Raw genomic sequence first — 25,852 nt, 5'->3', positions numbered from 1 at the left:
GCCGAGCCGAGGAGACACTCCGGCGGGGCACCGCCCCACACCCTTGCACCACCGCCCAGCCGGAACGATGGCCACCCCGGCGGGAGCCGAACCCTGCACTCCCGGCCGGCAAATCCAGCCTCGCCGGCGATTGAGGCGCGGGGTCTGGGGCGGAGCCCCAGGAGCCCCGGCGGGAGCCGAGCCGCGGAGCCCCAGAAACCCCGGCGAAGCCGAGCGCAGCGGTCAGGTCGCGCTGGAGTCGAACGCGTTGAGGACTTCCGCCGGGTGGGTCACGCGTTCCACCAGGCCCTCGATCACCTCGGCCAGTACGGGATGGTCGATCCCGCGCAGGGCGGCCAGGTCGAGCCCGGAGAGGTCCGGCAGTCGCCCCGGGCATCCCGGGGCGGTGGCCGGCGCCACGTCCTGACGTTTCGTCACCATGTGCCGCCGCTCCCCCTGTCGCGTCTCACGCTCCGCTTCCGGACGGTCCACTGCCCTTTCCCTCCGGCCGGTCGGCGGAAACAGCGGCCCGCCCGTCACGGCCCCGCCTCCAGGGCCCGTACCCGCGCGCGCAGCCCCTCGGAGCGGCCGTCGGGGTCGGTGCCGATCCGCTTCCAGAGCTGCAGGGCCGAGCGGTACTCCTCCAGGGCGGCCCGGGGTCGCGCGAGCCGCTCCAGCACCTCCCCGCGGGCCTCCTGCACGCGCGCGGCCAGCCGCAGCGCGGTGTCCTCGCGGCCGGGCAGGCCCCGGTGGTCGCCGTCGCGGCCCTCATGGTCGTCACGGCCCTCGCGGTCCGCCTCCAGCGCGGCCCGCCACGCCAGCCGGTAGGACTCGACCGCCCGGTCGAGGCGGTCCGCGGCCCGCGTGTGGCCGTGGATCTCCTGCTGCACGTCGCCGTGGTCCCGCCAGGCGCGAGCCCGTTCCAGCGGGCCGCGGCTGTTGCGGACGGCCAGTTCCAGCAGGTACTCGGCCTCCCGCAGGTCCACCGCGTCCCTCTCGTACGCGTGCCGCAGCCGCAGCCCGGTGGCCAGCCGCAGCAGCCGGTGCGCGGCTCCCGGGTCGGACTGCGGGACCGCCGCCCGGCTCTCGCGCAGGACGCGTACGGCCGCCCCGGTGAAGCGGCGGCCGCCCGCGCCGCGGGCCCGCTCCAGGAGTACGTCGCCCCACTCGGGCAGGAGTTCGCCGAAGGCCTCCCCGTCGCGGGGCACGAGCCGCCGGGCCCGGCCGTACGCCTCGGCCGCCTCCTCCAGCGCCGCCGGGTCGGCGTCACGCGCGTACCGCTCGCGGTGCACCCGGGCCAGGCACAGCAGGGCGGCCACCCGCAGCTCCGGGTCCCCGCCCGTCTCCTCCAGGGCGGTGGCCAGCTGTCCGGCGGCTTCCTCCAGCCGCGGGGGCAGGTGCCGCAGCGCGTCGGCCAGCTCCACGCGCACCCGGGCACTCCCGGCCCCCGCCCCGGCCGGCGGGCCGGCCAGGACCACCGCGAGGCGGGCCGCGGCCTGTTCGGCCAGGGCGGCCCGCTCGGCCGGGTCGGGGGTGCGGGGCAGCAGGGCCAGCAGGACCCGGCCGAGCGCCAGGTGCAGCTCCGGGTGCGGGCGCGGGGACGCCTCGGGGGGCGCTGGGGTGTGCGCCTCGGCGGAGGGCGGCGCGTCCGGCTCGGGGGACGCCTCGGGGTCCGGGTCACCGGGCTCCCCGTCCGGTACGGGGTCCGGGCCGGGCACGGGGCCCGCCAGGGGTTCGAGGGCCGCGCGGGCCTCGCGCAGCGCGCCCGGGTCCTCACGCAGCGCGCTGAGCCGGATCAGGGTCTCGGCCCGCCGTACCGCGCAGTCCCGCCGCAGTTCCGCTTCGGCCGTGGCGGCGGCCGCGGCCGCCGCCGCGAACTCGCGGTCCGCCGCCACGAGCAGGTCGGGGTCCGGGCCGGCCGCGAGCGCCCGCTCGTACAGCACCCGCCCGCGGACCGCCCGCGCCGTGGCGGTCCGCAGCCCGGTCACGGCACGCTCCGCCTCGGCGAGGAGCTCCGGGTCGCGTTCGGCCGCCCACAGCCGCAGCAGGGCACCCGCCAGTTCCGTCTCGGCCTCCTCCGGCGGGTCCGCGGGTCCGGCCGGGGCCGTCACGGCCCGCCGCAGGACCGCCACGGCCTCGTGCAGGGCCCGTGCGCCCGCGTCGCCGGCGGCGTCCGCGTCCGCGAGCCGGTCGCGGGCGGCGCGCACCGCCCCGGCCCGGGCGAGCAGGGGGGCCGCCGCTGGTGCGCGTACCGGCTGCCCGTCCTGCGGCATCCCGGGCAGGTAGCGCCGTACGACTTTGGCCGAAACCTGTGCGAAGGCCTGCGGGAGCCGGCCCTCTGGGGGCCGTTCCCCGTCGTCGGGTTCGGTGGCCGCCGCCGTCGCCGCCACGCCGGTCAGCTGTGCGACCGCGAGTGCGGGGAAGTTGCGTACGCCCGCTCCGAAGTGCGCCCGTACGTACTCCGAGCAGTGTTTGAGCACCAGCGCGGCCTCGTCCCGTCCCAGCGGCCCGAGCAGGACGTCCTGCACGCCGGGCACGAACGCGTACCAGTGCCCGGGGCCCGGTCCGCTGCGTCGGAGCAGCCCGCTGAGCAGGACCTCCGCCAGGTCGGACGGTTCGGAGTCGGGCAGCATCGTGCGCTGCACGAGCCGCATCACGGGCAGTGTCAGCGGGGCCGCCGACAGGTAAACGGCGAGTTGTACGGCGCGGGGCGCGGCCGAGGACCTGAAGCGTGCCACGAGTTCGCGCGGCGGGCGGACGGCGGGCGGCGGCGGGACGGGCGCGGCGGGATGGTCGGCCCGTACGCGGCCCACCTCGGCGGCGACCGGCCCGGTGCCGAGACCGGCGACAAGCCGGGCCCACGCCCCGAGGGCGGTCGGGCTCGGCGGCAGCACCGGCACGGCGAGTCCGCCCGTGGACCGCCCGGGCGGCGGCGGCCGGTCCGGCCGGAACCGCAGCTTCTGCCCGGCGCCCTCCAGCCGGGCGAGGGTGCCCCGCTCGGTCGGCAGCCAGCTGCGGCCCCAGAGCCGCTGCGGCAGTGGCTGGACCACCATGCACGGGGTGCACTCGGCCCAGCGGTGCAGCAGCCGCTGCGCCGCCCCCTCGCGCCAGAGCGGCCCGGCGCAGTCGGAGACGACCATGGTCAGGGCGCGGCCGGTGGGGTCGCGCAGCTGGTCCCCGGAGCGCAGCCCCGGGCCCGGGACGGGGCCGCGTCCGAGCGCCGCCGAGCCGTCGGGGCGGCGGTGCAGGTAGTGCACCTGGACGTCCCGGAAGGCGCCCAGCCGCTCGCAGACGGAGCGCAGTTCCTCGAACATGTCCTGCCAGACGGCCATCGAGGGGGAGGCGTCCATCACGAGCCGCAGGGTCGCCTCGCGCCGGCGGTCCGGGCGGAGCACCGGGATGAGCAGGCCGAGGGTGCGGGCGCTGGCGTCGGCGGTGGCGCTCTCGTCGAGCACCAGCCGGGTGGGCGGGGCCGGCGGGCGGTGCCGCTGGAGGGCGCGCAGGGCGCGCTGGACGTCGAGGATGCGGGGCAGGGCGGCGGCTCCGGGCACGCGTACGGGGACTCCGTACTCCTCGGGCGACACCGGCGGTATCCCGCTCTCGGCCTCACCGGTGTGGTGCGCCCCGGGTGCGTAGAGCCGCACCGGGTCCTCGGTGTCCGTCTCGGCCCGTACGGGTTCGGCGGGTTCCGCGGCCAGGTCCTCGGGGTCCGCCGCCGGGCCGGGCCGGTGGGCACCGGGCAGGGCGGGGCCGGGGCCGCGGATGTGGCCGGCGAGCCACAGGGCGTCGGCGAGTTCCTCGGCGGACGGGTCGAGTCCGGCGGCCCGCAGCAGCGCGGCCAGTTCACGGACACCGGGCGCGGCGGGCGGCGGGCCGGCGCAGGAGGGCGCGGCGCAGGAGGGCATGGCGGGATCGTGCGCGGCGGGTTCGGGCACGGTGCGTCACCTCGGGCGGTCGAGGCGCTGGATGAGCAGGTCCGCGAGGTCCTCCCGGGTCGCCGGGGAGGCGTAGTGGGTGAGGTAGACGGCGTTGAGGAGCTGGTCGGCGGCGACCAGTTCGGACTGGGAGCGGCTCAGGAACTCGCGGATGAGGTCGCCGCCGAGGCGGGCGGCCTCCTCGCCGAGGTGGGCGCGGACCATGGTGGCGAGCCGCCGCTCGCCGGGCTGTCCGAGTTTGAGCTGGATGCAGCGTCTCAGCAGGGCTGCGGGGAAGTCCCGTTCTCCGTTGCTGGTCAGGATGATGAAGGGAAATGCCCGGCAGCGGACCCGGCCGCCGTGCACGGTCGCCTTGGTCCCGTCGTCGGTGAGCACCTCGACGTCGGGCTCGGTGTCGGCGACCCGCTCCAGCTCCGGGAGGGCGAACTCGCCTTCCTCCAGGACGTTCAGGAGGTCGTTGGGGAGGTCGATGTCGCTCTTGTCGAGTTCGTCTATGAGCAGCACGCGGGGCCGTGCGGTGGGCAGCAGGGCGGTGCCGAGGGGGCCCAGCCTGATGTATTTGCCGATGCCGGGGACCGCGGCGGGCGTTCCCGGCGCCGCCCCGCCTGCCGCCGTCCCGCCGGCCGCGCCGCCCGCCGCGAGCTGCACGTCCTGGAGGCGGGCGAGGGCGTCGTAGCGGTAGAGCCCGTCCTGGAGGACGGTCCGGGACACGACCGGCCAGCGCAGGACGCGCCCCAGCTTCAGCTCGTGGGCGACGGAGTGCGCGAGGGTGGACTTCCCCGTTCCGGGGAATCCGGTCACGAGCAGCGGCCGCCTCAGGTACAGGGCAGCGTTGACGGCCTCCAGCTCCTCCGGCTCCGGCCGGTGCAGTTCGGCGGCCTGCCGGTGGGCGCCGAGCCGCCGGGCCACGTTGCCCTCGGCAGCCGCGGCGGCCGGGCCCGGCTCCACGACGGGCCCGCCGTCGAAGTTCCGCCAGGGCGGCGGGTCGGGCAGGGCGTCGATCCCGTCGTGGGGTTCGCCGACCCCGCGGTAGATGAGCCAGTCGTCGTTCATGCTGCGTGTTCCCTCCCTCGAATCCGGCGGGCCGGGCTCCGTCACAGGTCGCCGTGGAGCGGCTCGACGTCCGGCAGCGGCCGCGCCGGGTCCTCCCACACCAGCCCCGCTCCGGCCGCCCAGTAGGCGTCGGGGTCCGCCCCGTACGCCCGCCCCCGCAACGTCTGCAGCCGTACCGGCAGTACCTCCGCCCGGCCGGCGTCGGCCAGTTCCTCCCGCAGCCCGCGGTGGAACGGCGCGCACGACACCCCGGGGTCCGGTGGCGGCCTGCGGGTCACGGCCACCCCGTAGCCGGCGTCCCGTACGGCGTGCAGCGATCCGAGCGTGGGCTCCTGGTCGGCGGCCCGGCAGTGCACGGGGACGGTGTTGTCGGGCAGGCCCGACAGCCATGCGGCGGAGGGAGCGCGCGGCCGGCCGCCCGCGCAGTCGGCCCGTTCGTCCTGGAGCGGTCCCGCCTGTACCCGGGCCCACCGCGCGGCGGCCCGGCTGCTCTCGTGGTCCGCAGGGTGGGTGTCCGGGGCGTGGGTGTCCGGACCGCCGGGGTGGTCGCCGGAAACGTGGCAGTCCGGGCCGCCGGGGTGGCGCAGCACCACCGGCCGCTGCACGCCGAGCGGTACGCCGCCGGCCACCACCCAGTCCTCCACCGCCAGCCCGAACAGCTCGGGGGCCACGGCCACTTCGAGCAGGGCCGCCGCGAGGTGGGTGTCGCACCGCCGGAAGGCTTCGGCGAGCGGGGCCCGCAGCCGCTCGGGCAGCGCCGCCACGGTGGCCCGTACGCCCGAGTCGACGGGGGTCAGCCGGCCGGGGTGGGCCGGGCCCGCCAGGACGGAGACCCGCCAGTCGTAGAGGTGTTCCCAGCCGTGCGCCCACACCTCCAGCAGGACCGAGGCGCCGGGCGGCAGGCCCCCGGCGCGCCGGGCCGGGCCGCCCGCCGTGCGTCCGGCCGAGGCCCGGCGGCGGCGCTCCCGCTCGGCGAGGCCGCGCTCGTGGCGCTCGCCCAGTTCGCGGCGCAGCGGCCGCCACAGCCGTTCGGCGGTGGCCCGTACCCAGTCCCACAGTTCCTCGTCGGCGCCGGGTGTCGGGGGTTCGCGGTACTCGGCCACGCTGACGTCGGTCGCGTAGCGGAGCATGGCCGCGGCCTCGCCCGTCCCGCCCGGCGGGTCGTGCAGGAGCCCGAGCCCGTCGCGCCAGCTCAGCGGGGCCGGGGGCTGCGGGTCCGGTTCCTCGCCGCGGACGGCCTCGACCAGGGCCCGTACGGCCTCGGAGGAGCTGGGCGGGGGCAGTTCGGCGAGGAGTCCGCACAGGGTGGTGCGCTCCCCGGGGGTGAGCCGGCCGCGGCCACCGTACGGGTCGTGCTCCTGCGGCGGGAGTTCGCCGTGCAGGTCGGTCCAGGTGCGGCGGTTGTCGAGGTCGCTGAGGTGCTGGTCGTAGTGGTACAGGTCGTGGGCCTGCATGATCCGCCGGTAGAGCCCGGTCTGGCCGCGGGCGGGCATCGGGAGGGTGCGCAGCTGCACGACGGAGACGGCGAGTCCGCCGCCTCCGGTGTGCCGGCGGGCCTTGACGACGCCGACGACCTCCCCGCGGGCCAGGTCCACGACGGGCCCGCCGGACATGCCGGGGTCGATCTCGTCGTCGTCGGCGAGGCGGATGGCAGCGCCGTTCCCGGCGGTGCCGCGCAGCCGGGTGGTGCGGCCGGTGATCTCGGGGGTGCCGAGGTCCTCGGTGCAGCCGAAGTAGGCGACCTCGTCGAAGCGGGGCCGGGAGCGGTCGGTGAGCCAGACGCAGGTGTGCGACACGGGGGCCAGGACCCTGATCAGGGCCAGGTCGGGCAGGTCCCACAGGGCGTGCCGGCCGGGCCGGCGCTCCTCCAGGCGCTCGGGCAGTACGCACTCCACGCGCCCGGTGACGGTGCCGGTGACGGCGCCGGGCGCGCCGGGGCCGCCGGGGCGGGGTCTGCCGGAGTGGAAGGTGATGCCGACCTCGCGGCCTGTCAGACGCACGGCGGCACCCCCTTCGCCGACCACGTGCGCGCACGTCAGGACCCAGCCGGGGGCGATGAAGAAACCGCTCCCCCAGGTGGGACCGGTCCGATGGCTGCCGGGGTTGTCATACCCGCCGGGCGGGGCGTGGACGCGTACCGTCGCCGCTTGGACGAGGGGTTCGAGGAGCTCGAAGGCGCGCGCCGTCCCGGTCGTGCGCCCGTCGGTCATCCACGCCCCCCGCCCGCTCGTCGGACGTCCAGGCTAGCGTCGGCGGGGCCGGCGACGGGAGGTCTCGCGGCCGCCGCGGATTATCCTGGCGGGAAACGTTCCCTGCACGTCGACATCCATATCGACGTGCCTATCGACATCCCCATCCACTTCCCCATCACGGCACGGAGCCCGACTTGTACTTCACCGATCGCGGCATCGAGGAGCTGGAGAAGCGGCGCGGCGAGGAGGAGGTCACCTTCGAGTGGCTCGCCGAGCAGCTGCGCACCTTCGTCGACCTGAACCCGGACTTCGAGGTCCCGGTGGAGCGCCTGGCCACCTGGCTGGCCCGGCTGGACGACGAGGACGACGAGGACGAGTAGTGACGAGTGGTCCGGCCGGATCGGTGACGTCCGCCGGGTGCCGGCCGTGAGGTCGCCGACGGAAGACGCGAGAGGGGCCCGTCCGCTGCTGCGGACGGGCCCCTCTGCGCGGGGTGCGAAGGCTCAGGCGGCCTTGGTCTCCCAGAAGATGCGGTCGATCTCGGCGATGAGGTCGAGGGCCTTCTGGCCGGTCGCCGGGTCGTTCGACGCCTTGGCGGCCGAGAGGGCCTTCAGGGTGTCGTTGACCAGGGTGTGCAGCTGCGGGTACTTCTCGAAGTGCGGCGGCTTGAAGTAGTCGCTCCACAGCACCGAGACGTGGTGCTTGGCGAGCTCGGCGCGCTGCTCCTTGATGGTGATGGCGCGCGCGCGGAAGTCGGCGTCGTCGTTGGCCTGGTACTTCTCCTGCACGGCCTTGACGGACTCGGCCTCGATGCGGGCCTGGGCAGGGTCGTACACGCCGCACGGCAGGTCGCAGTGGGCGGAGACCTTCGCCTTGGGGGCGAAGAGGCGGGAAAGCATGGAGTTTGTCCTCCTCGTGATCGTCTTCTCAAGGGGGACATTACTCGCTGGAGAACCGGATTTCGCGGGCGCCCCCATGGGCTTAGGACAAAAGTCCAGGGTCACGGCCGGACCGGTGAGCGAATGTACGGGGCCGTGCGGCAGCATGCGGGAGTGACGAGGAGGACACGCATGGTGGAGAGCGCCCGCCCGCGCAAGCGGTTCGAGGTGGTGGAGGTGACGGGCCCGTCGATGGTGCCCACGCTGCTGGACGGCGACCGGCTCGTGGTCCGTTACGGGGCCGCCGTCCGGCCGGGTGCCGTCGTGGTGCTGCGCCACCCGTTCCAGCAGGACCTGCTCGTGGTCAAACGCGCGGTCGAGCGGCGCCCCGGCGGCTCGTGGTGGGTGCTGGGCGACAACCCGTTCAACGAGACCGGCGACAGCACCGTCTATGGGCCGGTGCCCGCCGAGCTGGTGCTGGCGACGGCGGTGCTGCGTTTCAGGCCGCGCGAGGAGGGTCAGTGCTCGCTGAGGGCCCGGTTGTCCTGGGCGGCCTCGTCGCTGCGCGTGCTGCGCGCCGACTCCTCGGCCTCCAGCCGCTTGCGGGCGCGGTAGGCGGCGACGTTCGCGCGGGTGGCGCAGCGGTCGGAGCAGTAGCGCCGGGAGCGGTTGGTGGAGGTGTCGAGGTAGGCGTTGCGGCAGGGCGTGGCCTGGCACAGGCCGAGGCGGTCGGGGCCGTGCTCGGTGAGGTGGAAGGCCAGGCCGAAGGAGGCGATGGCGGCGTAGCCGGCGGAGGCGTTCGAGGGGTGGTCGGCGAGGTGGATGTGCCAGTCGGGGCGTCCGGTCTCGTCGAGGGTCTGGTGGCCGGAGACCTGCGGGCTGACGGGGAACTCCATGAGCAGCGAGTTCAGCAGGTCGACGGCGAGGACTTCGTCGCCGCCGTCGGCGGCCTCGAAGACGGCCCGCAGCCGGCCGCGGACGTTGCGGAAGCGGGTGACGTCGGTGTCCGTGACGCGGCGTGCCATCTGCTGGCTGTCGCCGAACAGGGCGCGGACGGCGTCCACCGAAGTGAGCGCGTCCTTGTTGCGGGCCGGCTCCTCGGTGTTGACCAGGCGCACGGCGAAGTCCGAGTAATGGGCCAGTTCCACTTGTAGTCCTTACGGCTGCGGATTAATGTCTCGTAACAGCTGAGACGTCTTCGAGAGTATTACGTAGGGAGGGGTTCGGGATGGCTGATGCGACGGACACGGCGGACACGACCGGCACGGGACGGCCCGGCACCGACTGGCAGGCCTGGCAGGACAGCTGGGACCGCCAGCAGGAGTGGTACATGCCCGACCGCGAGGAGCGGTTCCGGGTGATGCTGGACATGGTCGAGGCACTGGTGGGACCCACCCCCCGGGTGCTGGATCTCGCATGCGGTACGGGAAGTATTACGGACCGCGTCCTCAAGCGGTTCCCGGGAGCCACCAGCACGGGCGTCGATCTCGACCCCGCGCTGCTGACCATCGCCCGGGGCCACTTCTCCGGGGACGCGCGCGTCTCCTTCGTGACCGCCGACCTCAAGGACCCCGCCTGGCACGCGGCCCTCCCCCACGCCACCTACGACGTCATCCTGACCGCCACCGCCCTGCACTGGCTGCACAGCGAGGAGCTGGCCGTGCTGTACGGGCAGCTCACCCCGCTGCTGGTGCCCGGCGGGGCGTTCCTGAACGCCGACCACATGCCCGACCCGGCCACGCCGCGCATCAACGCCGCCGAGCGCGCCCACCGGCACGCCGGCATGGACCGGGCCAGGGCCGCCGGGGCGGTCGACTGGCGCGAGTGGTGGGCCCTGGCCGCCGCCGACCCGGCGCTGGCCGAGCCCACCGCCCGCCGCTTCGAGATCTACGGGGAGCACGCCGACGGCGACACCCCCTCCGCGGCCTGGCACGCCGAGACGCTGCGCGCCGCGGGCTTCGCGGAGGCCCGTACGGTCTGGCGCTCGCCCTCGGACGCCCTGGTCCTAGGTCTGAAGTAGGGAATCCGGAACGGGGGCGGACCCAGGGCGCGGCACGACCGAGGGGCGGTACGGATTCCCGTACCGCCCCTCGGTCGTGTCCGCGTGCGGCGCCCTGCGCCGCCGCTACAGCACCTTGGAAAGGAAGGCCTTCGTCCGGTCGTGCTGGGGGTTGCCGAGCACGTCGCGGGGGTGACCCGACTCGACCACGACGCCGCCGTCCATGAAGACGAGGTTGTCACCGACCTCGCGGGCGAAGCCCATCTCGTGGGTGACGACGATCATGGTCATGCCCGACTCGGCGAGGTCCCGCATGACGTCCAGGACGTCACCGACCAGCTCAGGGTCGAGGGCCGAGGTGGGCTCGTCGAAGAGCATCAGCTTCGGCTCCATGGCGAGTGCGCGGGCGATCGCCACGCGCTGCTGCTGACCGCCGGAGAGCTGGGAGGGGTAGTTCCCGCCCTTCTCGCCGAGGCCCACCCGGTCCAGGAGGCGGATGGCACGCTCGCGCGCCACCGCCTTGGACTCGCCCTTCACCATGACCGGCGCTTCCATGACGTTCTCAATGGCCGTCATGTGCGGGAACAGGTTGAAGCGCTGGAAGACCATGCCGATGTCCCGGCGCTGCGCCGCGACCTCGCTGTCCTTCAGCTCGTAGAGCTTGTCGCCCTTCTGGCGGTAGCCGACGAGGTCCCCGTCGACGTAGAGCCGTCCGGCGTTGATCTGCTCCAGGTGGTTGATGCACCGCAGGAAGGTCGACTTGCCGGAGCCGGACGGGCCGACCAGGCAGAACACCTCACGCGGGGCGACCTCCAGGTCGATGCCCTTGAGGATGTGCGCCGCGCCGTAGGACTTGTGGACGCCTTCGGCCTTCACCATGGCAGTCATCAGGCCACCGCCTTGCTGTTCGAGAAGCTGGACAGCTTCGCCTTGATCTTCTGCAGCGGCGTGGGCGGCAGGGTGCGGAGCGCGCCACGGGCGTAGCGGCGCTCCAGGTAGTACTGGCCGACGCTGAACACGCTGGTCAGCGCGAGGTACCAGATCGAGGCAACGAAGAACATCTCCATGACCGCGAACGAGGTGGAGGCGATGTCCTGCGCGGCGCGCAGCAGGTCGAAGTACTGCACGGCGACGACGAGCGACGACGTCTTGAGCATGTTGATGAACTCGTTGCCCGTCGGAGGCACGATCACCCGCATGGCCTGCGGCAGGACGACACGGCGCATGGTCTGCGTCCGGGTCATGCCCAGCGCGTGCGAGGCCTCGGTCTGGCCCTCGTCGACGGACTGGATGCCGGCGCGGACGATCTCCGCCATGTACGCGCCCTCGTTGAGGCCGAGGCCCAGCAGGGCGGCCAGGAACGGCGTCATGACCTGGGTCATCTCGTCCTTGTAGAACCCGAGGTTCAGGATCGGGAAGATCAGGGCGAGGTTGAACCAGATGAGGAGCTGCACGTACACCGGGGTGCCGCGGAAGAGCCAGATGTAGAACCAGGCGATGGTGCTGGTCACCGGGTTCTTGGACAGGCGCATGACGGCGAAGAGGACGCCGAGCGCCAGACCCAGGGCCATCGCGGTGACGCTGATCCAGATCGTGTTGACGACGCCTCGCAGGATCGAGGGGTCGAACAGCTTCTCCGGCACGGTCGCCCAGCGGACGTTGCCCTGGGAGAAGGCGATGATGAGCGCCACGACCAGGCCGATGACGACCACGGCACTGATCCAGCGGCCGTAGTGGCGGACCGGGATGGCACGGATCGCCTCGGGGGGGAGGGCCCCGGCCGGCGGGGTGTCCGCCGGGCCCGGGCCCTTGTCGAGCTTGTCAGTCACAGTGACTGCCCTTCAGTGTGCTGCGGTGGTACGCGGAGGTCAGGAACCGGCGTTGATCTTGGCCTCGGTGACGGCGCCGGAGCCGGCGTTCCACTTGTCCAGGGCGGCCTTGTAGGTGCCGTCCTTGATGATCGCGTCCAGGGCTTCCTTGAGCGCGTCGCGCAGCTCGGTGTTCTTCTTGTCCACCGCGATGCCGAAGAGGCCGGCGTCGGTCGGGTTGGCGATGGCCTCGAAGTCGTTGCCGCCGCCGGCGGTCTGCGCGATGTACGCGGCGACCGGGGAGTCGTTCAGGTCAGCGGCGGCGCCGCCGGCCTTCACGCGGGTCTGGGCCTCGGCGTCGGTCGGGAAGGACTCGACCTTGAGCTCGCCCTTGCCGTCCGTCTTGCACTTCTCGGCCTGGGTCTTGGCGGACTCCTCGTAGGTGGTGCCGCGCTGGACGGCGACCGTCTTGCCGCACAGGTCGTCGAGGGTCTTGATGCCCTGCGGGTTGCCCTTCTTGACCAGGATGCCGGTCGAGGCGGAGAAGTAGTCGACGAAGTCGACGCCCGCACCGGTCTTGGCGCCCTTGTCGTCCAGGCCCTCCTGGCGGGCCTTGGTGTCGGTGAGGGAGGACATGACCAGGTCGCTGCGGCCGGTCTGCATGCTGCCGATCAGCGTGTCGAAGGTGCCCGACTCGAACTTGAACTGGACGCCGAGCTGCTTGCTCAGGGCCGCCGCGATGTCGGGGTCGACGCCGACGATCTTGCCACCCTCGGTGAACTCCATCGGGGCGTAGGTCGCGTCGGTGCCGACCTTGATGACACCGGCGTCCTGGATCTTCTTCGGGAGCTTCGAGAAGAGCGGCGCGCTGCTGTTGTTCGCCGCACCCGACGGAGTGGAGGACGCCTTGTCGGTCTGGTCGCCACAGCCGGTGAGGATCAGGGCGCCGGCGACCGCGATCGCGCCGACCGCGGCGATCCGGGACCGGGCGGCGGTCGTACGACGGGTGGTGCTAGCGGTCATGGCTTCGTTCCTCCGGCAGGGGTGGAAAAGCATCGAAAAACGGTCGGACACGCACCATCGAGTGTCGCGACCTTGTGTGATTACGGCATCTTGCCATTCGGACTGAGACATTCAGGCTGCCCGTCAGGTCAAAATCGCATAACGGGCGACCCGGGTAGGCCAACAGGACTGCGGGCAAGGGGGTTCGATGCCGCAGATACTGCTGTGACCAGGCCTTTTGGGCGCAGTTTCTCCGGGGCGTCTCGCCCATCGGACGGCAAGGTTTGGACTTTTCGCCAAAAGGCGGGCAGTTGACCTACGGTTGAGCTGGAATCGACTCGTCTGAGCGAGTGTTCTTCGGGTAGAACAGATCCTTACACCCCTCATCCGGGGCTCAGGGCGCGCGTGCGGCGCGCCCGCGCGTACGAACCTCCCCTTCGCGGAGACGGGCCAACCGTCGATGCGGAGTACGGACGCGGTGCCCGCCCACCCCTTAACCAGGAGTGGCCACCCTCAACGAACATAAGGAATTAAGGGGTCACACGAAGTGGCAGCGGAGATCGTCAACCCTCGCAGCGACAGTGCGACGGACAACAACCCCGACGCGGTGTTCGCACTGCACCGGGGCGGCAAGATGGCCATCCAGGCCACGGTTCCGGTCAACGACAAGGACGACCTGTCCCTGGCGTACACCCCGGGCGTGGCGAAGGTGTGCACCGCCATCGCCGAGGAGCCGGAGCTGGTCAACGAGTACACCTGGAAGTCCAACGTGGTCGCCGTCGTCACCGACGGTACGGCCGTGCTCGGTCTCGGTGACATCGGCCCGGAAGCCTCCCTCCCCGTGATGGAGGGCAAGGCCATCCTCTTCAAGCAGTTCGGTGGTGTGGACGCGGTCCCGATCGCGCTCGCCACCAAGGACACGGACGAGATCGTCGAGACGGTCATCCGTCTGGCGCCGTCCTTCGGCGGGGTCAACCTGGAGGACATCTCCGCCCCCCGCTGCTTCGAGATCGAGCGGCGCCTCCAGGAGGCGCTGGACATCCCGATCTTCCACGACGACCAGCACGGCACGGCCATCGTCACGCTGGCCGCGCTGCGCAACGCCGCCAAGCTCACCGGCCGCACCCTCGGCGACCTGCGCGCCGTGATCGCGGGCGCGGGCGCGGCGGGCATCGCCATCGCCAAGATCCTGGTGGACGCGGGCATCGGCGACGTCTGCGTCACGGACCGCAAGGGCGTCGTCTCCGCGGACCGCTCCGACCTGACGGACGTCAAGGCGGAGATCGCGGGCCTGACCAACAAGACGGGCCAGACCGGCTCGCTGGAGCAGGCCCTGGCCGGCGCGGACGTGTTCATCGGCGTCTCCGGCGGATCCGTCGCCGAGGAGGCGGTGGCCACGATGGCGAAGGACGCGTTCGTCTTCGCCATGGCCAACCCGAACCCGGAGGTCCACCCGGACGTCGCGCACAAGTACGCGGCGGTCGTGGCCACGGGCCGTTCGGACTTCCCGAACCAGATCAACAACGTGCTCGCGTTCCCGGGCATCTTCGCGGGCGCCTTCAAGGTGCGCGCCACCCGGATCACCGAGGGCATGAAGATCGCCGCCGCCGACGCCATCGCCGGTGTCGTGGGTGACGAGCTCGCCGCCGACTACGTGATCCCGTCGCCGTTCGACGCGCGCGTCGCGGAGGCCGTCGCCGCGGCCGTCGCCGCCGCCGCGAAGGCGGACGGCGTGGCCCGCCTGGCCTGACCGGCACCCGAGCGGTACGCGAAGAGGCCCGACCGGATCCCTCCGGCCGGGCCTCTTCGCGTGTACGCGGACCGCTCGCGCGGCGCCGCCCCGCGGGCCCTGACGGCGTGGGCGCGGCGCTCGGACGGGGTCCGTCCGTCGTCGTCCGTCGCCCCCAGGGCCGGGCCGGGTGCGACGAAGGCCTCACCCGTGCGGTCGCGGGAGGTCTGGAACCAGGCCCCTACCCAGCGGTAGCGTCGCGGCATGTTCGCTGCCTACGCCGCCCGAATCGACCGTGACCAGCCGCTGAACGGCCTTGTGCTGGGCGACCGCCCCGCCCCGCAGGCCCGGCCCGGCTGGGTGACCGTGAACGTCAAGGCCGCCTCCCTCAACCACCACGACCTGTGGTCGCTGCGCGGGGTCGGCATCGGGGAGGAGAGCCTCCCCATGATCCTCGGCTGCGACGCGGCCGGGATCGACCAGGACGGCAACGAGGTCGTCCTGCACTCCGTGATCGGCCAGAGCGGCCACGGGGTCGGCCCGGACGAGCCCCGCTCGATCCTGACCGAGCGCTACCAGGGCACCTTCGCCGAGCAGGTGACCGTCCCCGCCTGGAACGTGCTGCGCAAGCCCGCCGAGCTGTCCTTCGAGGAGGCCGCCTGCCTTCCGACGGCCTGGCTGACCGCGTACCGGATGCTCTTCACCAACGCCGGGGTCCGCCCCGGGGACTCCGTCCTGGTCCAGGGCGCCGGCGGCGGTGTCGCGACCGCCGCGATCGCCCTCGGCAAGGCGGCCGGCCTGCGGGTCTACGCCACCAGCCGGGACGAGGCCAAGCGCAAGCGGGCCGTGGAGCTCGGCGCGGTGGAGGCGTTCGAGCCGGGTGCGCGGCTGCCGCAGCGGGTGGACGCGGTGATCGAGACCGTGGGTGCGGCCACCTGGTCCCACTCGGTGAAATCGCTGCGCCCCGGCGGCACCCTGGTGATCTCCGGCGCCACGAGCGGTGACCGGCCGGCGCACGCCGAGCTGACCCGGATCTTCTTCCTGGAGCTGAAGGTCGTCGGTTCGACCATGGGCTCGAAGGACGAGCTGGAGGACCTCCTCGCCTTCTGCGCGACGACGGGGCTGCGGCCCGTCATCGACGAGGTGCTGCCGCTGGACCGGGCGCGCGAGGGGTTCGAGAAGCTCGCGGCGGGCGACCTCTTCGGCAAGATCGTCCTGAAGCCGTGACGGCCTGCCGGCGGCCTGCCGCACTGGGCCGCAAGGACAAGCACATCGGCACCCTGCACCTGCTGCTGGCCCTGCTCTCCCGCCCCGGCACGGTCGCCGAGGTCCTGACGGACCACGGCATCACCTACGCGACGGCGGAGACCCGCGGCTGACGGACCGCTCCCGCGGCGGGTGGCGGGGGGCGGGGTGTCGCCGGGCGAGGTGCCGCCGGACCCCGCGCAGGCTGGGAAGGGTGTCGCCGGGCGGCGGGTGAGAGCGCGGGCGGGGCCGGGCGCGTGCCTGGGTATCTCCTCGGGCGCCGAACCTGGCGGGCGGAGTGGAAAGTCGGGCGGCACCCGTTCGGCGCCCTGCGGGGACACCCCGCCCCACACCCGGCCAACCCGGACCGGCCGCCGCCCGCCTCTTTTCGGCCCACCGGCCAACCCCGTCGGCCGGCATTCCGCCCGACTGGGCGCCGTTCAGCCCCGCCGCACCATCCGGCCTCGCCCCGCACCATCCGGCCTCGCCGGCGTTCGAGGCGCGGGGCAGGGCTCGGGCGGTGGGCTACGGCCTGGGGGTGAACGTGGCTGCCAGCCGGGCGCCGGCCGCCGCGAGGTGGTCGCGGGCCTCGGCCACCTGGGCCGCGGACACCCCGCGGTCCCGCGCCGCGTCCCGTACCTCGTCGCGGAAGCGGTCCAGCAGCCGGTCCAGGTCGCGGGCCGGGTCACCGGTCGGCGCCAGGTCCGCGGCCCAGCCAGGAGCGGCATCGGCAGCGGCGTCGGCCGGGGCCGCAGCCGTTCCGCCCAGCCAGGCGCCGGCCAGGCTGCCCAGGACACCGCCGGACCTGGCGAACTGCTCCTGGAGCTGGCCCGCGATCCGCTGAACCTCCTCGCGGGCCCGGTCCTGCGCCTCCTTGGCCTGGCGGCGGGCCGCCTGCGCCTCCTCGCGGGCACGACGGCTCTCGTCCTTCGCCCGGCGGGCCTGCTCCTTCCATTCCTGCCTGGCCTTGCGCAGCTCCTCCTTGGCCGCCTTCCAGGAGTCCTCCTCGCCCACCTGGGCCGCCGACGCGGTGGCGGCCGCCCGCATCTCGCGCCGCAGGTCACCCGCCGCGCCCCGGACGTCGCTGCGGATCTCGGCGGCCAGTTCGGTGACCGAGTCGCGGATCTCCAGCTCCAGGTCGGCCAGTTCGCCGCTGCGGTCGGCGAGTTCGGCGCGGCCCGCCTCGGTGATGGAGTACACCTTGCGCCCGCCTTCGGTCGCGTGCGTGACCAGGCCCTCCGCCTCCAGCTTGGACAGGCGCGGGTAGACCGTGCCGGCGGAGGGGGCGTACAGGCCCTGGAAACGCTCCTCCAGCAGGCGGATCACCTCGTACCCGTGGCGCGGGGCCTCGTCCAGCAGCTTGAGGAGGTAGAGGCGGAGGCGGCCGTGGGCGAAGACGGGCGGCATGTCAGAGCACCTTCTTGTCGAGCGGGAGCGGGGCGGCGGGGGCGTCGGCGTCCGCCTGCGGGCGGCGCAGCAGCGCGATGGCGCCGGAGACCGTGGTGGCCCGCAGGGTGCCGGCGCCCGAGCCGAGCGTGCCGGTGATCCGCTTGGCGCCGAGCCGGCCGGAGACCCGCAGGTCCTCGAAGGCGTTGGAGACGCCGCCGGTGGCGGTGTTGGCCTCGACGCGGGCGTCGGCGGGGTGCGGGAGGCGGATCGCGACCTGGCCGGAGACGGAGTTCAGGGCGATGTCCACGGGCCGCTCGGCGGCCGGGCCGGGGTCCAGGTCGATCAGCATGTCGCCGCTGACCGAGTCGGCGCGGACGTTCACGCCCGCGCCGTCGACGACGGTCAGGCCGCCGGAGACCGAGTGGAAGCCGAAGTCGCCGGTGACGGACTGGGCCTCGACGCTGCCGGAGACGGTGTGCGCCTTGACCCGGCCGGAGAGCCCGACCAGCGTGGCGTCGCCGGAGACGCCCTTGACGTCGGTGGCTGCCGAGATGCCGGAGACGAAGGCGGTGGCGTCGACCGTGGCCACGTGGACCCGGGTGGCGGCGGGCACGGTGAGGGTGACGGCCGCGCGGCGCTCCCACGCCTTGCGGCCGGAGGAGGAACCGGACCAGGCCTTCCACGGCTTGTCCTCGAACCACTCCTTGAGGCCCTGGGAGCCGTTCCAGGGCAGGTCCTCGTAGGAGACGGTGAGGACGCCGTCCTCCTGTACGACGTACAGGGGCGGGCCGTCGACCTCGGTCACCTCCAGGCGGGCCGGGCCCTCCTCGGCTGCGACCACGTTGACGGTGCCGCTGACGACGCGCACGCGGAGCTCGGTGACCGGCTCCTCGAAGGTGAGCTTCTGCGGCTCGGCGAAGTGCCACGTCGACCGCGACGGCTGGGACGACTGCTCTGACATGGTGCTGATCCTCCTCGTGCGTTCACGGACGGAGCTCGACGCACGCAACATATCGCGTCTTATGGGGAACACGATATATCGCGGTCGGGTGAAGTCAAGCAGGGTGTCGCAATCCGCCATTTGGGGGTGATTTGCCTTAGCGTGTGAGCATGTCAATTTCCAGGACCCCGACCGGCGGACTGCTGCTCTGCCGTACCCAACCCGTCGCGGCGCGCTCCCCCGCGCACCTGCTGCGCGTACGCCTGCTGCTCGCCCCGGCCGGCGCGTGGACCGTGCTCGTCCCCGAGGACAAGCCGTGGCTGGAGGGCGGCAGTGCGGCCGAGGTGTTCACCGGCTGGGGAACAGCACTCGCCACCGGCACCAACTGGCCGGTGCTCGGCCTGTGGTGGGAGGGCGGCCGCGCCGGGTTCGCGCTGGCCGGCGGCTTCCGGCGGACCGTCGCCCAGGAGTGGGACGCGTCCGGACGGGCGGCGGGCGAGCCCGATGCGATGCGGACCCTGGCCGCCAGGCTCGGGCTGGATCCCGTACTCGACCTGGAGGAGCTGGAGCGGCTCACCCGCCCCGACGCCGCGCCGGGCGTGGACGGTGCGGACCGGCTGCGCGGGCTGACCGCGCTGCTGACGCGCGCCGGTCTGGCCCTGCCGCCCGGCCTGACGCCGGGTGAACCGGCCGACCGGCTGCGGAGCGCGGCCCGGGTGGCGCCGGACGTCGAGACGGTGCAGTGGTCGGGCTGGCGCGACGCCGTGCGTGCCGAGTGCGACGCGGTGGACGCGGGCCCGCTGGGCCCGTGGGTCCGGGGCCCGAAGGCCCGGCTGCTGGGCGCGGCCCAGATCGCGGCGGGGGCTCCGCTCCTGGTGTGGGCGGCCCGGCGGCGCAGCCCCGCGTGGGCCGCGGCGGGCGCCCTCCTGCTGGCCCAGGGAGCGCTCTCACTGGCCTACGACCGGGCCCGCGCGCGGGATTAGGGAGCCTTCAGGCCGCCTCCAGCAGGGGGCTGGCGTGGTGGTGCAGCCATGCCCGGTACGGGGGCGTGCGCAGGGCGGCCTCGCGGTAGGCCGCGCGGAGGTCCTCGTAGACCTCGGCGTGCGCGCCCGGGCGGGTCGCCAGCAGCAGCCGTACGGCCAGGGGGTCCCCGCACAGCGGCCGGATCGCCATGTCCTCGCGCGGCCCCGAGGTCGGCTGGCAGGGCGCGACCGCCTCGCCGGAGATGATCAGCGAGGTCGCCGTGTGGTAGTCGGTGTGCAGGACCGGCGGGGGGGGGCNCCGGCGGGTCGAGCCCGGCCCCGGCGAAGACCCGCCGCAGGCCGTCCCATTCACCGTCGACCGAGGGGTCCACCGCCCAGCGGTCGGCGGCCAGGTCCCCTAAGGAGACGATCTCCTGCCGTGCGGCGGGGTGGTCCCTGGGCATGGAGACGAACTGCGGCTCGCGTTCCATCAGCACGTGCGTCTGGAGCCCTTCGGGCACCCGCAGCGGGCTGCCCTCCACCTCGTGCACGAACGCCACGTCCAGCTGTCCCGCCGCCACCATCCTGAGCAGCGCGTTCGCGGAGACGTCCACCAACAGGGAGGTCTCGGTGTCGGGCAGCCGCCGGTGGAGGCGCCGCAGCCACCCGGGCAGCGCCCGGCTGGCCGTCGAGCCGATGCGCAGCCGGGGGCCGTGGGCCTGCGCGCGGGCCTCCGCCACCAGCGCGGCCATGTCGGCGAGGAGGGGCCGGGCCCGGCCGAGGACGGTGCGGCCGAAAGGAGTGGGCCGGCAGCCGGTGCGCTCGCGCAGGAACAGCTCGCCGTCCAGGGCCCGTTCGATGCGGCGTAACTGCGTCGTCAACGAGGGCTGGCTCACGCCGAGTTGCCGGGCGGCCTTGTGCAGGCTGCCGGTGTCGGCGATGGCGCACAGCGCGCGCAGGTGCCTGACCTCAAGCTCCATGCCCCGAGGGTAGGCCGGGCCCGTGGGACCGCACCAGTCACCGATAGCCCCCCGAATCCCGCCATTCTCACGCTAGTTGGGCTGTCGAAATCTCCGCGATAGGCCGGTGCTATCGGCCAGTGACATCATCCGCCGACCCGCTGCGCTCCCGCAGACTCCGGTACCGAACGACCCACCCCCCACCGCACCGGACGAGTAGGAGCTCCCCCACATGCGCCACTCCCGTAAGGCCTTGCTGGCGACCGCCGTCGGCATCGGTCTCGCCGCCACCCTCGGCGCCGTCCCCACCGCCGCCGCCGCGCCCGCCCCCGCCGGCAATGCCGCGAGCTACGCGGCGTACGAGCGTTCGCCGGAGAACCAGGCCGCCAACCGGGCCTTCTTCGAGGCCGTGCAGCGCTCGGTCGCCGAGCAGCGTGCCGCGAACCCCGGCGCCCTGGCCGTCACCGTCACGTACAACACCCGCAACGCGCCCAGCTTCCGTACTCAGATAGCCCGCTCCACGCAGATCTGGAACAGCTCGGTGACCAACGTCAAGCTGCAGGAGGTGTCCTCCGGCGGGAACTTCTCCTACCGCGAGGGCAATGACTCACGCGGCTCGTACGCGAGCACGGACGGGCACGGACGGGGCTACATCTTCCTCGACTACCGGCAGAACCAGCAGTACAACTCCACCCGGGTGACCTCGCACGAGACCGGCCACGTGCTGGGTCTGCCGGACCACTACTCGGGCCCGTGCAGCGAGCTGATGTCGGGCGGCGGCCCGGGCACCTCGTGTACGAACGCCACCCCGAACTCCACCGAGCGGGCGCGCGTGAACCAGCTCTGGGCCAACGGCTTCGCCTCCGGCCTGGGCGCGAAGGAACTCGCCCCCACGGGCTGAGTCACCGCTCCCCGCGCTCCACGTAGTCCGTGCAGTCGGGGTTCCGGCAGGGACCCCGGGTCCACACGGGGATGAAGACCCCGAGGGACTTGCGCCGCCTGACCACCGTGTCGACGTGGAGCCCGCAGGCCGGGCACGTCTGCTGTTCGTGCCCGGCCTGTGGGGCCACCCGCTCGTGCGCGTGCTGCTGTTCACCGGCCATACCTCCACGGTAGGCCGGTTTCCGCGTGTCCGTCGGGTCAGCGCCGGCGGAGGTAGGTGCTGACGATCTGGCCGCCGCCGAGGGTGGTGACCCCGGTGAGCTCCAGGGGTCGCACACCGAAGCCGGCCCGCGACATCGGCATCCCGGTGCCGGCGAAGACCGGGTAGGTCTTGACGACGAACTCGTCGATCTCGTCGATCAGCTGGGTGGCCAGGTCCGCGCCGCCGCACAGCCAGATGCCGAGCCCGTCGCGGGCCTTGAGCTCACGGACGCGGGCGGGCAGGTCGCCGCTGATCAGCCGCACCTGCGGGTCGGGCGGGGTGGCGAGGGAGCGCGAGACGACGTACTGCTCGGGCAGGTGGCCGTACGGGCTGGTCATGCCCGCCTTGAGGCCCGGCTCGTAGGTGGCCCGGCCCATGAGGACCGCGTCGAAACGCTTCGGCGGGGCGTCGGCGATCCCGAGCTGCGCGCGCCCCTGGGCCGCGATGGTCTCCGGGTACTCGGCCTTGAGGTGCTCGACGAATTCGGCGTCGAGGTGGCTGTAGAAGAAGTCGCCGTCGCCGTCCGGGGCACCGATGAACCCGTCGACGGTGGTGGCGATGAAGTACGTGAGCTTGCGCAAGCGATTCTCTTCCGTCGGACAGCGCCGCCGCACCGGGGCACGGCGAGTAAAGTACTTCAGACGAAGTGGTTACGCAAGCTCCCGCCCCTCGGCGCCCTCAGCCCCTGGGCTTGCGCCACATCGGCCACATCAGCGGCCCTTCCGGCAGCCGCACCGCCTGGCCGGTGAACTCCCAGCCGAGCCGCTCGTACAGGCCCCTGCTGCGCTCGCTGCTCGCCTCCAGGTACGCCGGTACGCCTTCGCGGTCGCAGCGCTCCAGCACCGGCCGCATCAGCTCGGTGCCCAGCCCCTCCCCCTGCCGGCCCGGGGCGACGGCGATCATCAGCAGGTACTCGTGTTCCTCCGCGGTGGGGTGCACCGCGCCCGTCAGCCGGCCCACCAGCTCGCACCGCTCGTTGTCCGGGTCGGCCACCGCCCGCATCTTCGCCGGGATCCCGTCCTCGCCCTCCGGCTCGCCCGCCGGAATCCGCAGCCACAGGGCGGCCGCCGAGCCGTCCACCGCGTAGTCGATCCTGCCCTCGGCCAGCGCGACGTCCACGAAGACGCCCAGGAACCGTCCGTGCACGGCGGCCCGGTGCTCGGGGTCCGGGAAGACCCAGCTGCTCACCGGGTCGGTGCGGAAGGCCTCGTCGAGCAGCCGCGCCACCGCGTCCCGGTCCGACTGATCCGCCTGACGTATCTCCAGCGCCACTGGTCACACCCTTCGCTCAACGGTCAACAACCGTCAGCGATCCTAGAGTTGGCGCACCCGTGCGGTAAGGCCCGTTCCGGCACCCTGCGGTGCCGGAACGGGCCGCCCCCCGGTCACGCCGGACGCCCGGTCACGCCGGACGCCCGCTCACCTCGTGCGGCGCGTCACGAACTCCGCCAGTGCCAGCAGCCCGCCCGCCGCCCCGAGGTCCGCAACGGCCCGGGACAGCTGCTGGACCGCCCGGCCCATCCGGTCCGCGGCCTGGGCCTGCGCCCAGTCGCGCCCGCCGGCCCGCTCCACCGCGTCGGCCGCTCGGAGCACGTCGTCCCCGGTCATGGGACCGGCGTACAGCTCGGCCAGTTCCCGGCCCGCCGCCGTACCCGAGGTGAGGGCGGCCACGACCGGCAGGGACTTCTTGCGGGCGATCAGGTCGGCCCCGGCGGGCTTGCCGGTGTGCCCTGGGTCCCCCCAGATGCCGATCAGGTCGTCGATCAGCTGGAAGGCCAGGCCCGCCTCCCGGCCGAAGGCGTCCATGGCGCCCACCTCGTCCGGTCCGGCCCCCGCGTACAGCGCGCCCAGTGCGCACGCGCACCCCAGCAGGGCCCCGGTCTTGGCCGTCGCCATGGTCAGGCACTCGTCGAGCGTGACGTCCGGGCGCCGCTCGAAGGCGCAGTCGGCCTGCTGGCCCGCGCACAGCTCGATGAGGCAGGCCGAGAGCCGGGACGAGGCCGCCGCGGCGGCGGGGTGCGGATCGTCCGCGAGCAGCCGCTGGGCGAGCGCCATCATGGCGTCGCCCGTGATGATCGCGTCCGGTGTCCCGAACACCGTCCAGGCGGTGGCGCGGCCGCGGCGGCGGACGTCCTCGTCGATGACGTCGTCGTGCAGCAGCGTGAAGTTGTGTGCCAGCTCCACCGCGACCGCGGCCCGTACGGCCCGGTCGGCCGGACCGCCGCCCGGACCCTGCAGGGCCTGGGCCGCGGCCAGCACCAGGGCCGGCCGGATGGCCTTGCCGGGGCTGCCCTCGGCCGGGATGCCGTCCGCGTCCACCCAGCCGAAGTGGTACATCGCCACGCGCCGCATCCCGCCGGGCAGGCTCTCCACGGCGCGGCGCAGTTCCGGGTCGACCGTTTCTCTCGTCCGTTCCAGCAGGGCCGCGGCCTCCTGGCCCTCACCGGTCGCGATGGCGTTCACCTCGATCAGCGCCAGCGGCCGATCTCGACGTTCTCCAGCACGCCGAGCGCGTCCGGCACCAGCACCGCGGCGGAGAAGTACGCGGTGACCAGGTAGGAGATGATCGCCTGCTCGCTGATTCCCATGAAGCGGACCGACATGCTCGGTTCGATCTCGTCCGGGATGCCCGGCTGGTGCAGGCCGATCACGCCCTGCTCGTCCTCGCCGGTGCGCATGCACAGGATGGAGGTGGTGCGGGCGTCGCTGATCGGGATCTTGTTGCTCGGGAAGATCGGCACCCCGCGCCAGGTCGTCACCCGGGTGCCGTCGACGTCCACCGTCCCCGGGTAGATCCCGCGCTTGTTGCACTCGCGGCCGAAGGCGGCGATCGCCTGGGGGTGCGCGAGGAACAGCTTGGAGCCGCGCCGCATGCTGAGCAGCTGGTCCATGTCGTCGGGGGTGGGGCCGCCGTCGTGCGGCTGGATGCGCTGGTCGTAGTCGGCGTTGTGGAGCAGCCCGAAGTCGGGGTTGTTGAGCATCTCGTGCTCCTGGCGCTCGCGCAGCGCCTCGACCGTGAGCCGCAGCTGCTGCTCGGTCTGGTTCATCGGCTGGTTGTAGAGGTCGGCGACGCGCGAGTGCACCCGCAGGACCGTCTGGGCGATGGAGAGCTCGTACTCGCGCGGGCGGGCCTCGTAGTCCACGAAGGCGCCGGGGAGGACGGCCTCGCCCCGGTGGCCGGCCGAGAGGTCGATCTCCGCCTCGCCGTACGCGTTGGTGCGCCGGGCGGGCGCGGAGCGTACGCGGTCCAGGTGCTCGCGCAGCGCGGGAACCCGGTCGGCCAGCAGCTGGAAGTCCTGCCGGGACAGGGCGAGGGCGGTGCCGGGGGTGGCGGCGCGGGCGGTGTACTCCCAAATCGATTCTTCATCGACGAGCGCGTCCTCGCCGAAGTACGCGCCGTCGGCGACGGTCCGCAGGACGGCGTCGTCGCCGTAGGGGCCCGGGCCGATCTGGTCGACGCGGCCGTGCGCGAGCAGGAAGACCTCGTCGGAGGGGCTGCCGAAGGAGGTCAGCTCCTGGCCGGCCTCGAAGTCGATCTGGCGGCACCGCTGGGCGAGTTCACCGAGGACGTCGAGGTCGTCGTAGTCGCGCAGCAGCGGGAGTTCGCCGAGCTCGGCGGGGATCACCTGGACCCGGGTCCCGGTCTTGACGAACTCCACGATGCCGTTGCCGACCGAGTGGCTCAGTCGCCGGTTCACCCGGTAGGCGCCGCCCTGGACCGACACCCACGGCAGCATCTTCAGCAGCCACCGCGAAGTGATCTCCTGCATCTGCGGCGCGGACTTGGTCGTGGTTGCCAAGTTCCGTGCGGCCGCCGTCCCCAGACTGCGCTGCGGCGCCTGGGCCTGCGGTGTCTGGGCCTCGGACTCGGAACCTGCCTGGACCGACATGTCTTTCCCTTTCGATCACTCCATGGGTCTGCGGCAGCAGCCTTTCAGCACGCAACGTGGTGGGACCATTACACAAAAGGGTGGGACTACTCCGTCGGAGGCGGGGCACTCTCTCGGACCGAACTCCTCGCCCGCGGGGCGCGGGAGCTCCGTACGCCCTATCGGTTTCGGCCAAGTGATGATCGCACCCGGGTCTTAATTTGTATCTTGGATGCGAGTTTTCTACGGTGGCACCATGCGGCTGACCCGATTCACCGACCTGGCGCTGCGCACCCTGATGCGCCTGGCTGTCGAGGAGGAGGACCTCCCCACCACGCGCGACGTGGCGGCGACCATGGAGGTCCCCTACACCCACACGGCCAAAGTCGTCGCCAGGCTGCAGCATCTCGGTCTGGTCGAGGCGCGCCGCGGCCGCGGCGGAGGGCTCACCCTGACTCCCGCCGGGCGGGCGGCCTCGGTGGGCGCGGTGGTGCGCGAACTGGAGGGCGCGGGCGACGTCGTGGACTGTGAGGGCACCACCCCCTGCCCACTGCGGAGCGCCTGCCTGCTGCGCGGCGCGCTGCGCCGCGCCCAGGAGGCGTTCTTCGCCGCGCTGGACCCGCTGACGGTGAACGACCTGGTGGCGGCCCCGACCGGCCCGCTGCTCCTGGGCATTTCGAGCAGGGCGCCGACGGGGGCCGAAGGTCCCTGACCCTCAGGACCGAATGGCCGGTTACCGCCACCCACCGAACCCCATAGCCTCACCTGC

The 25,852-nt window shown here is 73.4% G+C and carries 26 protein-coding genes and 1 pseudogene; 9 read left to right on the top strand and 18 right to left on the bottom strand.

Annotated features, from left to right (window positions below):
* Positions 1-222 precede the first annotated feature (222 nt).
* From fxsA to AAT21_RS08570, 4 genes are all read right to left on the bottom strand, one after another.
* On the bottom strand, positions 223-420 hold the full coding sequence (fxsA, locus tag AAT21_RS08585; protein ID WP_046776124.1) for an FxSxx-COOH cyclophane-containing RiPP peptide: 198 nt from the start codon (positions 418-420) through the stop codon (positions 223-225).
* A 95-nt stretch (positions 421-515) separates the two neighbouring features.
* The gene (locus tag AAT21_RS08580) at positions 516-3,914 is read right to left on the bottom strand and encodes an SAV_2336 N-terminal domain-related protein (protein WP_052757695.1); all 3,399 of its coding nucleotides are present in this window, start codon (positions 3,912-3,914) and stop codon (positions 516-518) included.
* A 6-nt stretch (positions 3,915-3,920) separates the two neighbouring features.
* Positions 3,921-4,967, bottom strand: coding sequence for an AAA family ATPase (locus AAT21_RS08575; protein ID WP_046776123.1), 1,047 nt, complete (start codon positions 4,965-4,967; stop codon positions 3,921-3,923).
* A gap of 41 nt (positions 4,968-5,008) precedes the next feature.
* The gene (locus tag AAT21_RS08570; protein ID WP_046776122.1) at positions 5,009-7,177 is read right to left on the bottom strand and encodes a VMAP-C domain-containing protein; all 2,169 of its coding nucleotides are present in this window, start codon (positions 7,175-7,177) and stop codon (positions 5,009-5,011) included.
* A gap of 176 nt (positions 7,178-7,353) precedes the next feature.
* Between AAT21_RS08570 and AAT21_RS08565 the strand changes: the two genes are divergently transcribed.
* Positions 7,354-7,539, top strand: coding sequence for a DUF6104 family protein (locus AAT21_RS08565; RefSeq protein ID WP_010061466.1), 186 nt, complete (start codon positions 7,354-7,356; stop codon positions 7,537-7,539).
* Between the two features lie 123 nt (positions 7,540-7,662).
* On the opposite strand, the gene sodN is transcribed toward AAT21_RS08565, so the two are convergent.
* On the bottom strand, positions 7,663-8,058 hold the full coding sequence (gene sodN, locus AAT21_RS08560; RefSeq protein ID WP_030036761.1) for a superoxide dismutase, Ni: 396 nt from the start codon (positions 8,056-8,058) through the stop codon (positions 7,663-7,665).
* Positions 8,059-8,229: 171 nt separating this feature from the next.
* Here sodN and sodX point away from each other — a divergent pair, with 171 nt between their 5' ends.
* The gene (gene sodX / locus AAT21_RS08555; RefSeq protein WP_046776121.1) at positions 8,230-8,652 is read left to right on the top strand and encodes a nickel-type superoxide dismutase maturation protease; all 423 of its coding nucleotides are present in this window, start codon (positions 8,230-8,232) and stop codon (positions 8,650-8,652) included.
* Here sodX and AAT21_RS08550 read toward each other — a convergent pair.
* Complete coding sequence (locus AAT21_RS08550; RefSeq protein ID WP_046776120.1) at positions 8,556-9,185, bottom strand: CGNR zinc finger domain-containing protein; 630 nt, start codon at positions 9,183-9,185, stop codon at positions 8,556-8,558. The two genes, sodX and AAT21_RS08550, sit on opposite strands and share 97 nt — an antisense overlap.
* 80 nt (positions 9,186-9,265) lie before the next feature.
* Here AAT21_RS08550 and AAT21_RS08545 point away from each other — a divergent pair, with 80 nt between their 5' ends.
* Positions 9,266-10,057 (top strand): class I SAM-dependent methyltransferase, encoded by a 792-nt coding sequence (locus tag AAT21_RS08545; protein ID WP_046776119.1) that lies wholly within the window; start codon positions 9,266-9,268, stop codon positions 10,055-10,057.
* A gap of 105 nt (positions 10,058-10,162) precedes the next feature.
* Here the strand turns inward: AAT21_RS08545 and AAT21_RS08540 are convergent, their stop codons facing one another.
* From AAT21_RS08540 to AAT21_RS08530, 3 genes are read right to left on the bottom strand one after another with little or no spacing between them, the layout of a single operon-like run.
* Positions 10,163-10,924, bottom strand: a complete 762-nt coding sequence (locus AAT21_RS08540) for an amino acid ABC transporter ATP-binding protein (RefSeq protein WP_030036769.1) — start codon at positions 10,922-10,924, stop codon at positions 10,163-10,165.
* On the bottom strand, positions 10,924-11,865 hold the full coding sequence (locus AAT21_RS08535) for an amino acid ABC transporter permease (RefSeq protein WP_046776118.1): 942 nt from the start codon (positions 11,863-11,865) through the stop codon (positions 10,924-10,926). Before AAT21_RS08535 ends, AAT21_RS08540 begins: the two co-directional genes overlap by 1 nt.
* 39 nt (positions 11,866-11,904) lie before the next feature.
* Entirely contained in the window at positions 11,905-12,867 is a 963-nt protein-coding gene (locus tag AAT21_RS08530; RefSeq protein ID WP_046776117.1) for an ABC transporter substrate-binding protein, read from the bottom strand.
* 526 nt (positions 12,868-13,393) lie between these two features.
* Between AAT21_RS08530 and AAT21_RS08525 the strand changes: the two genes are divergently transcribed.
* The 3 genes from AAT21_RS08525 (at position 13,394) to AAT21_RS35245 (ending at position 15,954) form a co-directional block, all read left to right on the top strand.
* Positions 13,394-14,596, top strand: coding sequence for an NAD(P)-dependent malic enzyme (locus AAT21_RS08525; protein ID WP_046776116.1), 1,203 nt, complete (start codon positions 13,394-13,396; stop codon positions 14,594-14,596).
* 243 nt (positions 14,597-14,839) lie between these two features.
* Positions 14,840-15,802 carry a zinc-binding dehydrogenase gene (locus tag AAT21_RS08515; protein WP_046776114.1) on the top strand — a complete coding sequence of 321 codons (963 nt, stop codon included), beginning with the start codon at positions 14,840-14,842 and terminating at the stop codon, positions 15,800-15,802.
* Positions 15,799-15,954, top strand: a complete 156-nt coding sequence (locus tag AAT21_RS35245) for a Clp protease N-terminal domain-containing protein (RefSeq protein WP_079025515.1) — start codon at positions 15,799-15,801, stop codon at positions 15,952-15,954. The genes AAT21_RS08515 and AAT21_RS35245 overlap by 4 nt, the downstream gene beginning before the upstream one ends.
* A 391-nt stretch (positions 15,955-16,345) precedes the next feature.
* Here the strand turns inward: AAT21_RS35245 and AAT21_RS08505 are convergent, their stop codons facing one another.
* Both AAT21_RS08505 and AAT21_RS08500 read right to left on the bottom strand, forming a co-directional pair.
* Positions 16,346-17,227: a PadR family transcriptional regulator gene (locus tag AAT21_RS08505; protein WP_046776113.1), complete on the bottom strand. Its 882-nt coding sequence runs from the start codon at positions 17,225-17,227 to the stop codon at positions 16,346-16,348.
* A gap of 1 nt (position 17,228) precedes the next feature.
* Positions 17,229-18,170: a DUF4097 family beta strand repeat-containing protein gene (locus AAT21_RS08500; protein ID WP_046776112.1), complete on the bottom strand. Its 942-nt coding sequence runs from the start codon at positions 18,168-18,170 to the stop codon at positions 17,229-17,231.
* A gap of 155 nt (positions 18,171-18,325) precedes the next feature.
* Between AAT21_RS08500 and AAT21_RS08495 the strand changes: the two genes are divergently transcribed.
* Positions 18,326-19,132 (top strand): hypothetical protein, encoded by an 807-nt coding sequence (locus AAT21_RS08495; protein WP_200904391.1) that lies wholly within the window; start codon positions 18,326-18,328, stop codon positions 19,130-19,132.
* A 7-nt stretch (positions 19,133-19,139) separates the two neighbouring features.
* On the opposite strand, the pseudogene AAT21_RS38705 reads toward AAT21_RS08495, so the two are convergent.
* Positions 19,140-19,429 (bottom strand): annotated as a pseudogene (locus AAT21_RS38705) (LysR family transcriptional regulator); the annotation flags it as partial.
* A 1-nt stretch (position 19,430) separates the two neighbouring features.
* A partial coding sequence (locus AAT21_RS08490) for a LysR family transcriptional regulator (RefSeq protein ID WP_235438722.1) occupies positions 19,431-20,091 on the bottom strand: 661 nt, incomplete at its 3' end.
* A 211-nt stretch (positions 20,092-20,302) separates the two neighbouring features.
* Between AAT21_RS08490 and snpA the strand changes: the two genes are divergently transcribed.
* Entirely contained in the window at positions 20,303-20,971 is a 669-nt protein-coding gene (gene snpA, locus AAT21_RS08485; protein WP_046776110.1) for a snapalysin, read from the top strand.
* A 1-nt stretch (position 20,972) separates the two neighbouring features.
* Here the strand turns inward: snpA and AAT21_RS08480 are convergent, their stop codons facing one another.
* The 5 genes from AAT21_RS08480 to AAT21_RS08460 all read right to left on the bottom strand — a co-directional run bounded on the left by AAT21_RS08480 (position 20,973) and on the right by AAT21_RS08460 (position 25,104).
* Complete coding sequence (locus AAT21_RS08480; RefSeq protein WP_046776109.1) at positions 20,973-21,173, bottom strand: hypothetical protein; 201 nt, start codon at positions 21,171-21,173, stop codon at positions 20,973-20,975.
* A 37-nt stretch (positions 21,174-21,210) separates the two neighbouring features.
* Positions 21,211-21,795: a dihydrofolate reductase family protein gene (locus AAT21_RS08475; RefSeq protein WP_046776108.1), complete on the bottom strand. Its 585-nt coding sequence runs from the start codon at positions 21,793-21,795 to the stop codon at positions 21,211-21,213.
* Positions 21,796-21,892: 97 nt separating this feature from the next.
* Positions 21,893-22,486, bottom strand: a complete 594-nt coding sequence (locus AAT21_RS08470) for a GNAT family N-acetyltransferase (RefSeq protein ID WP_046776107.1) — start codon at positions 22,484-22,486, stop codon at positions 21,893-21,895.
* Between the two features lie 147 nt (positions 22,487-22,633).
* Positions 22,634-23,692, bottom strand: a complete 1,059-nt coding sequence (locus tag AAT21_RS08465; protein ID WP_079025679.1) for a family 2 encapsulin nanocompartment cargo protein polyprenyl transferase — start codon at positions 23,690-23,692, stop codon at positions 22,634-22,636.
* On the bottom strand, positions 23,683-25,104 hold the full coding sequence (locus tag AAT21_RS08460) for a family 2B encapsulin nanocompartment shell protein (RefSeq protein ID WP_046776106.1): 1,422 nt from the start codon (positions 25,102-25,104) through the stop codon (positions 23,683-23,685). Before AAT21_RS08460 ends, AAT21_RS08465 begins: the two co-directional genes overlap by 10 nt.
* Positions 25,105-25,339: 235 nt before the next feature.
* Here AAT21_RS08460 and AAT21_RS08455 point away from each other — a divergent pair, with 235 nt between their 5' ends.
* Positions 25,340-25,795: an RrF2 family transcriptional regulator gene (locus AAT21_RS08455; RefSeq protein WP_046776105.1), complete on the top strand. Its 456-nt coding sequence runs from the start codon at positions 25,340-25,342 to the stop codon at positions 25,793-25,795.
* The last annotated feature ends 57 nt before the right edge of the window (positions 25,796-25,852 follow it).

This window comes from Streptomyces yangpuensis (assembly GCF_001005295.1).
Taxonomy (GTDB): domain Bacteria; phylum Actinomycetota; class Actinomycetes; order Streptomycetales; family Streptomycetaceae; genus Streptomyces; species Streptomyces yangpuensis.
This window is presented reverse-complemented; position numbering and strand designations above follow the sequence as displayed.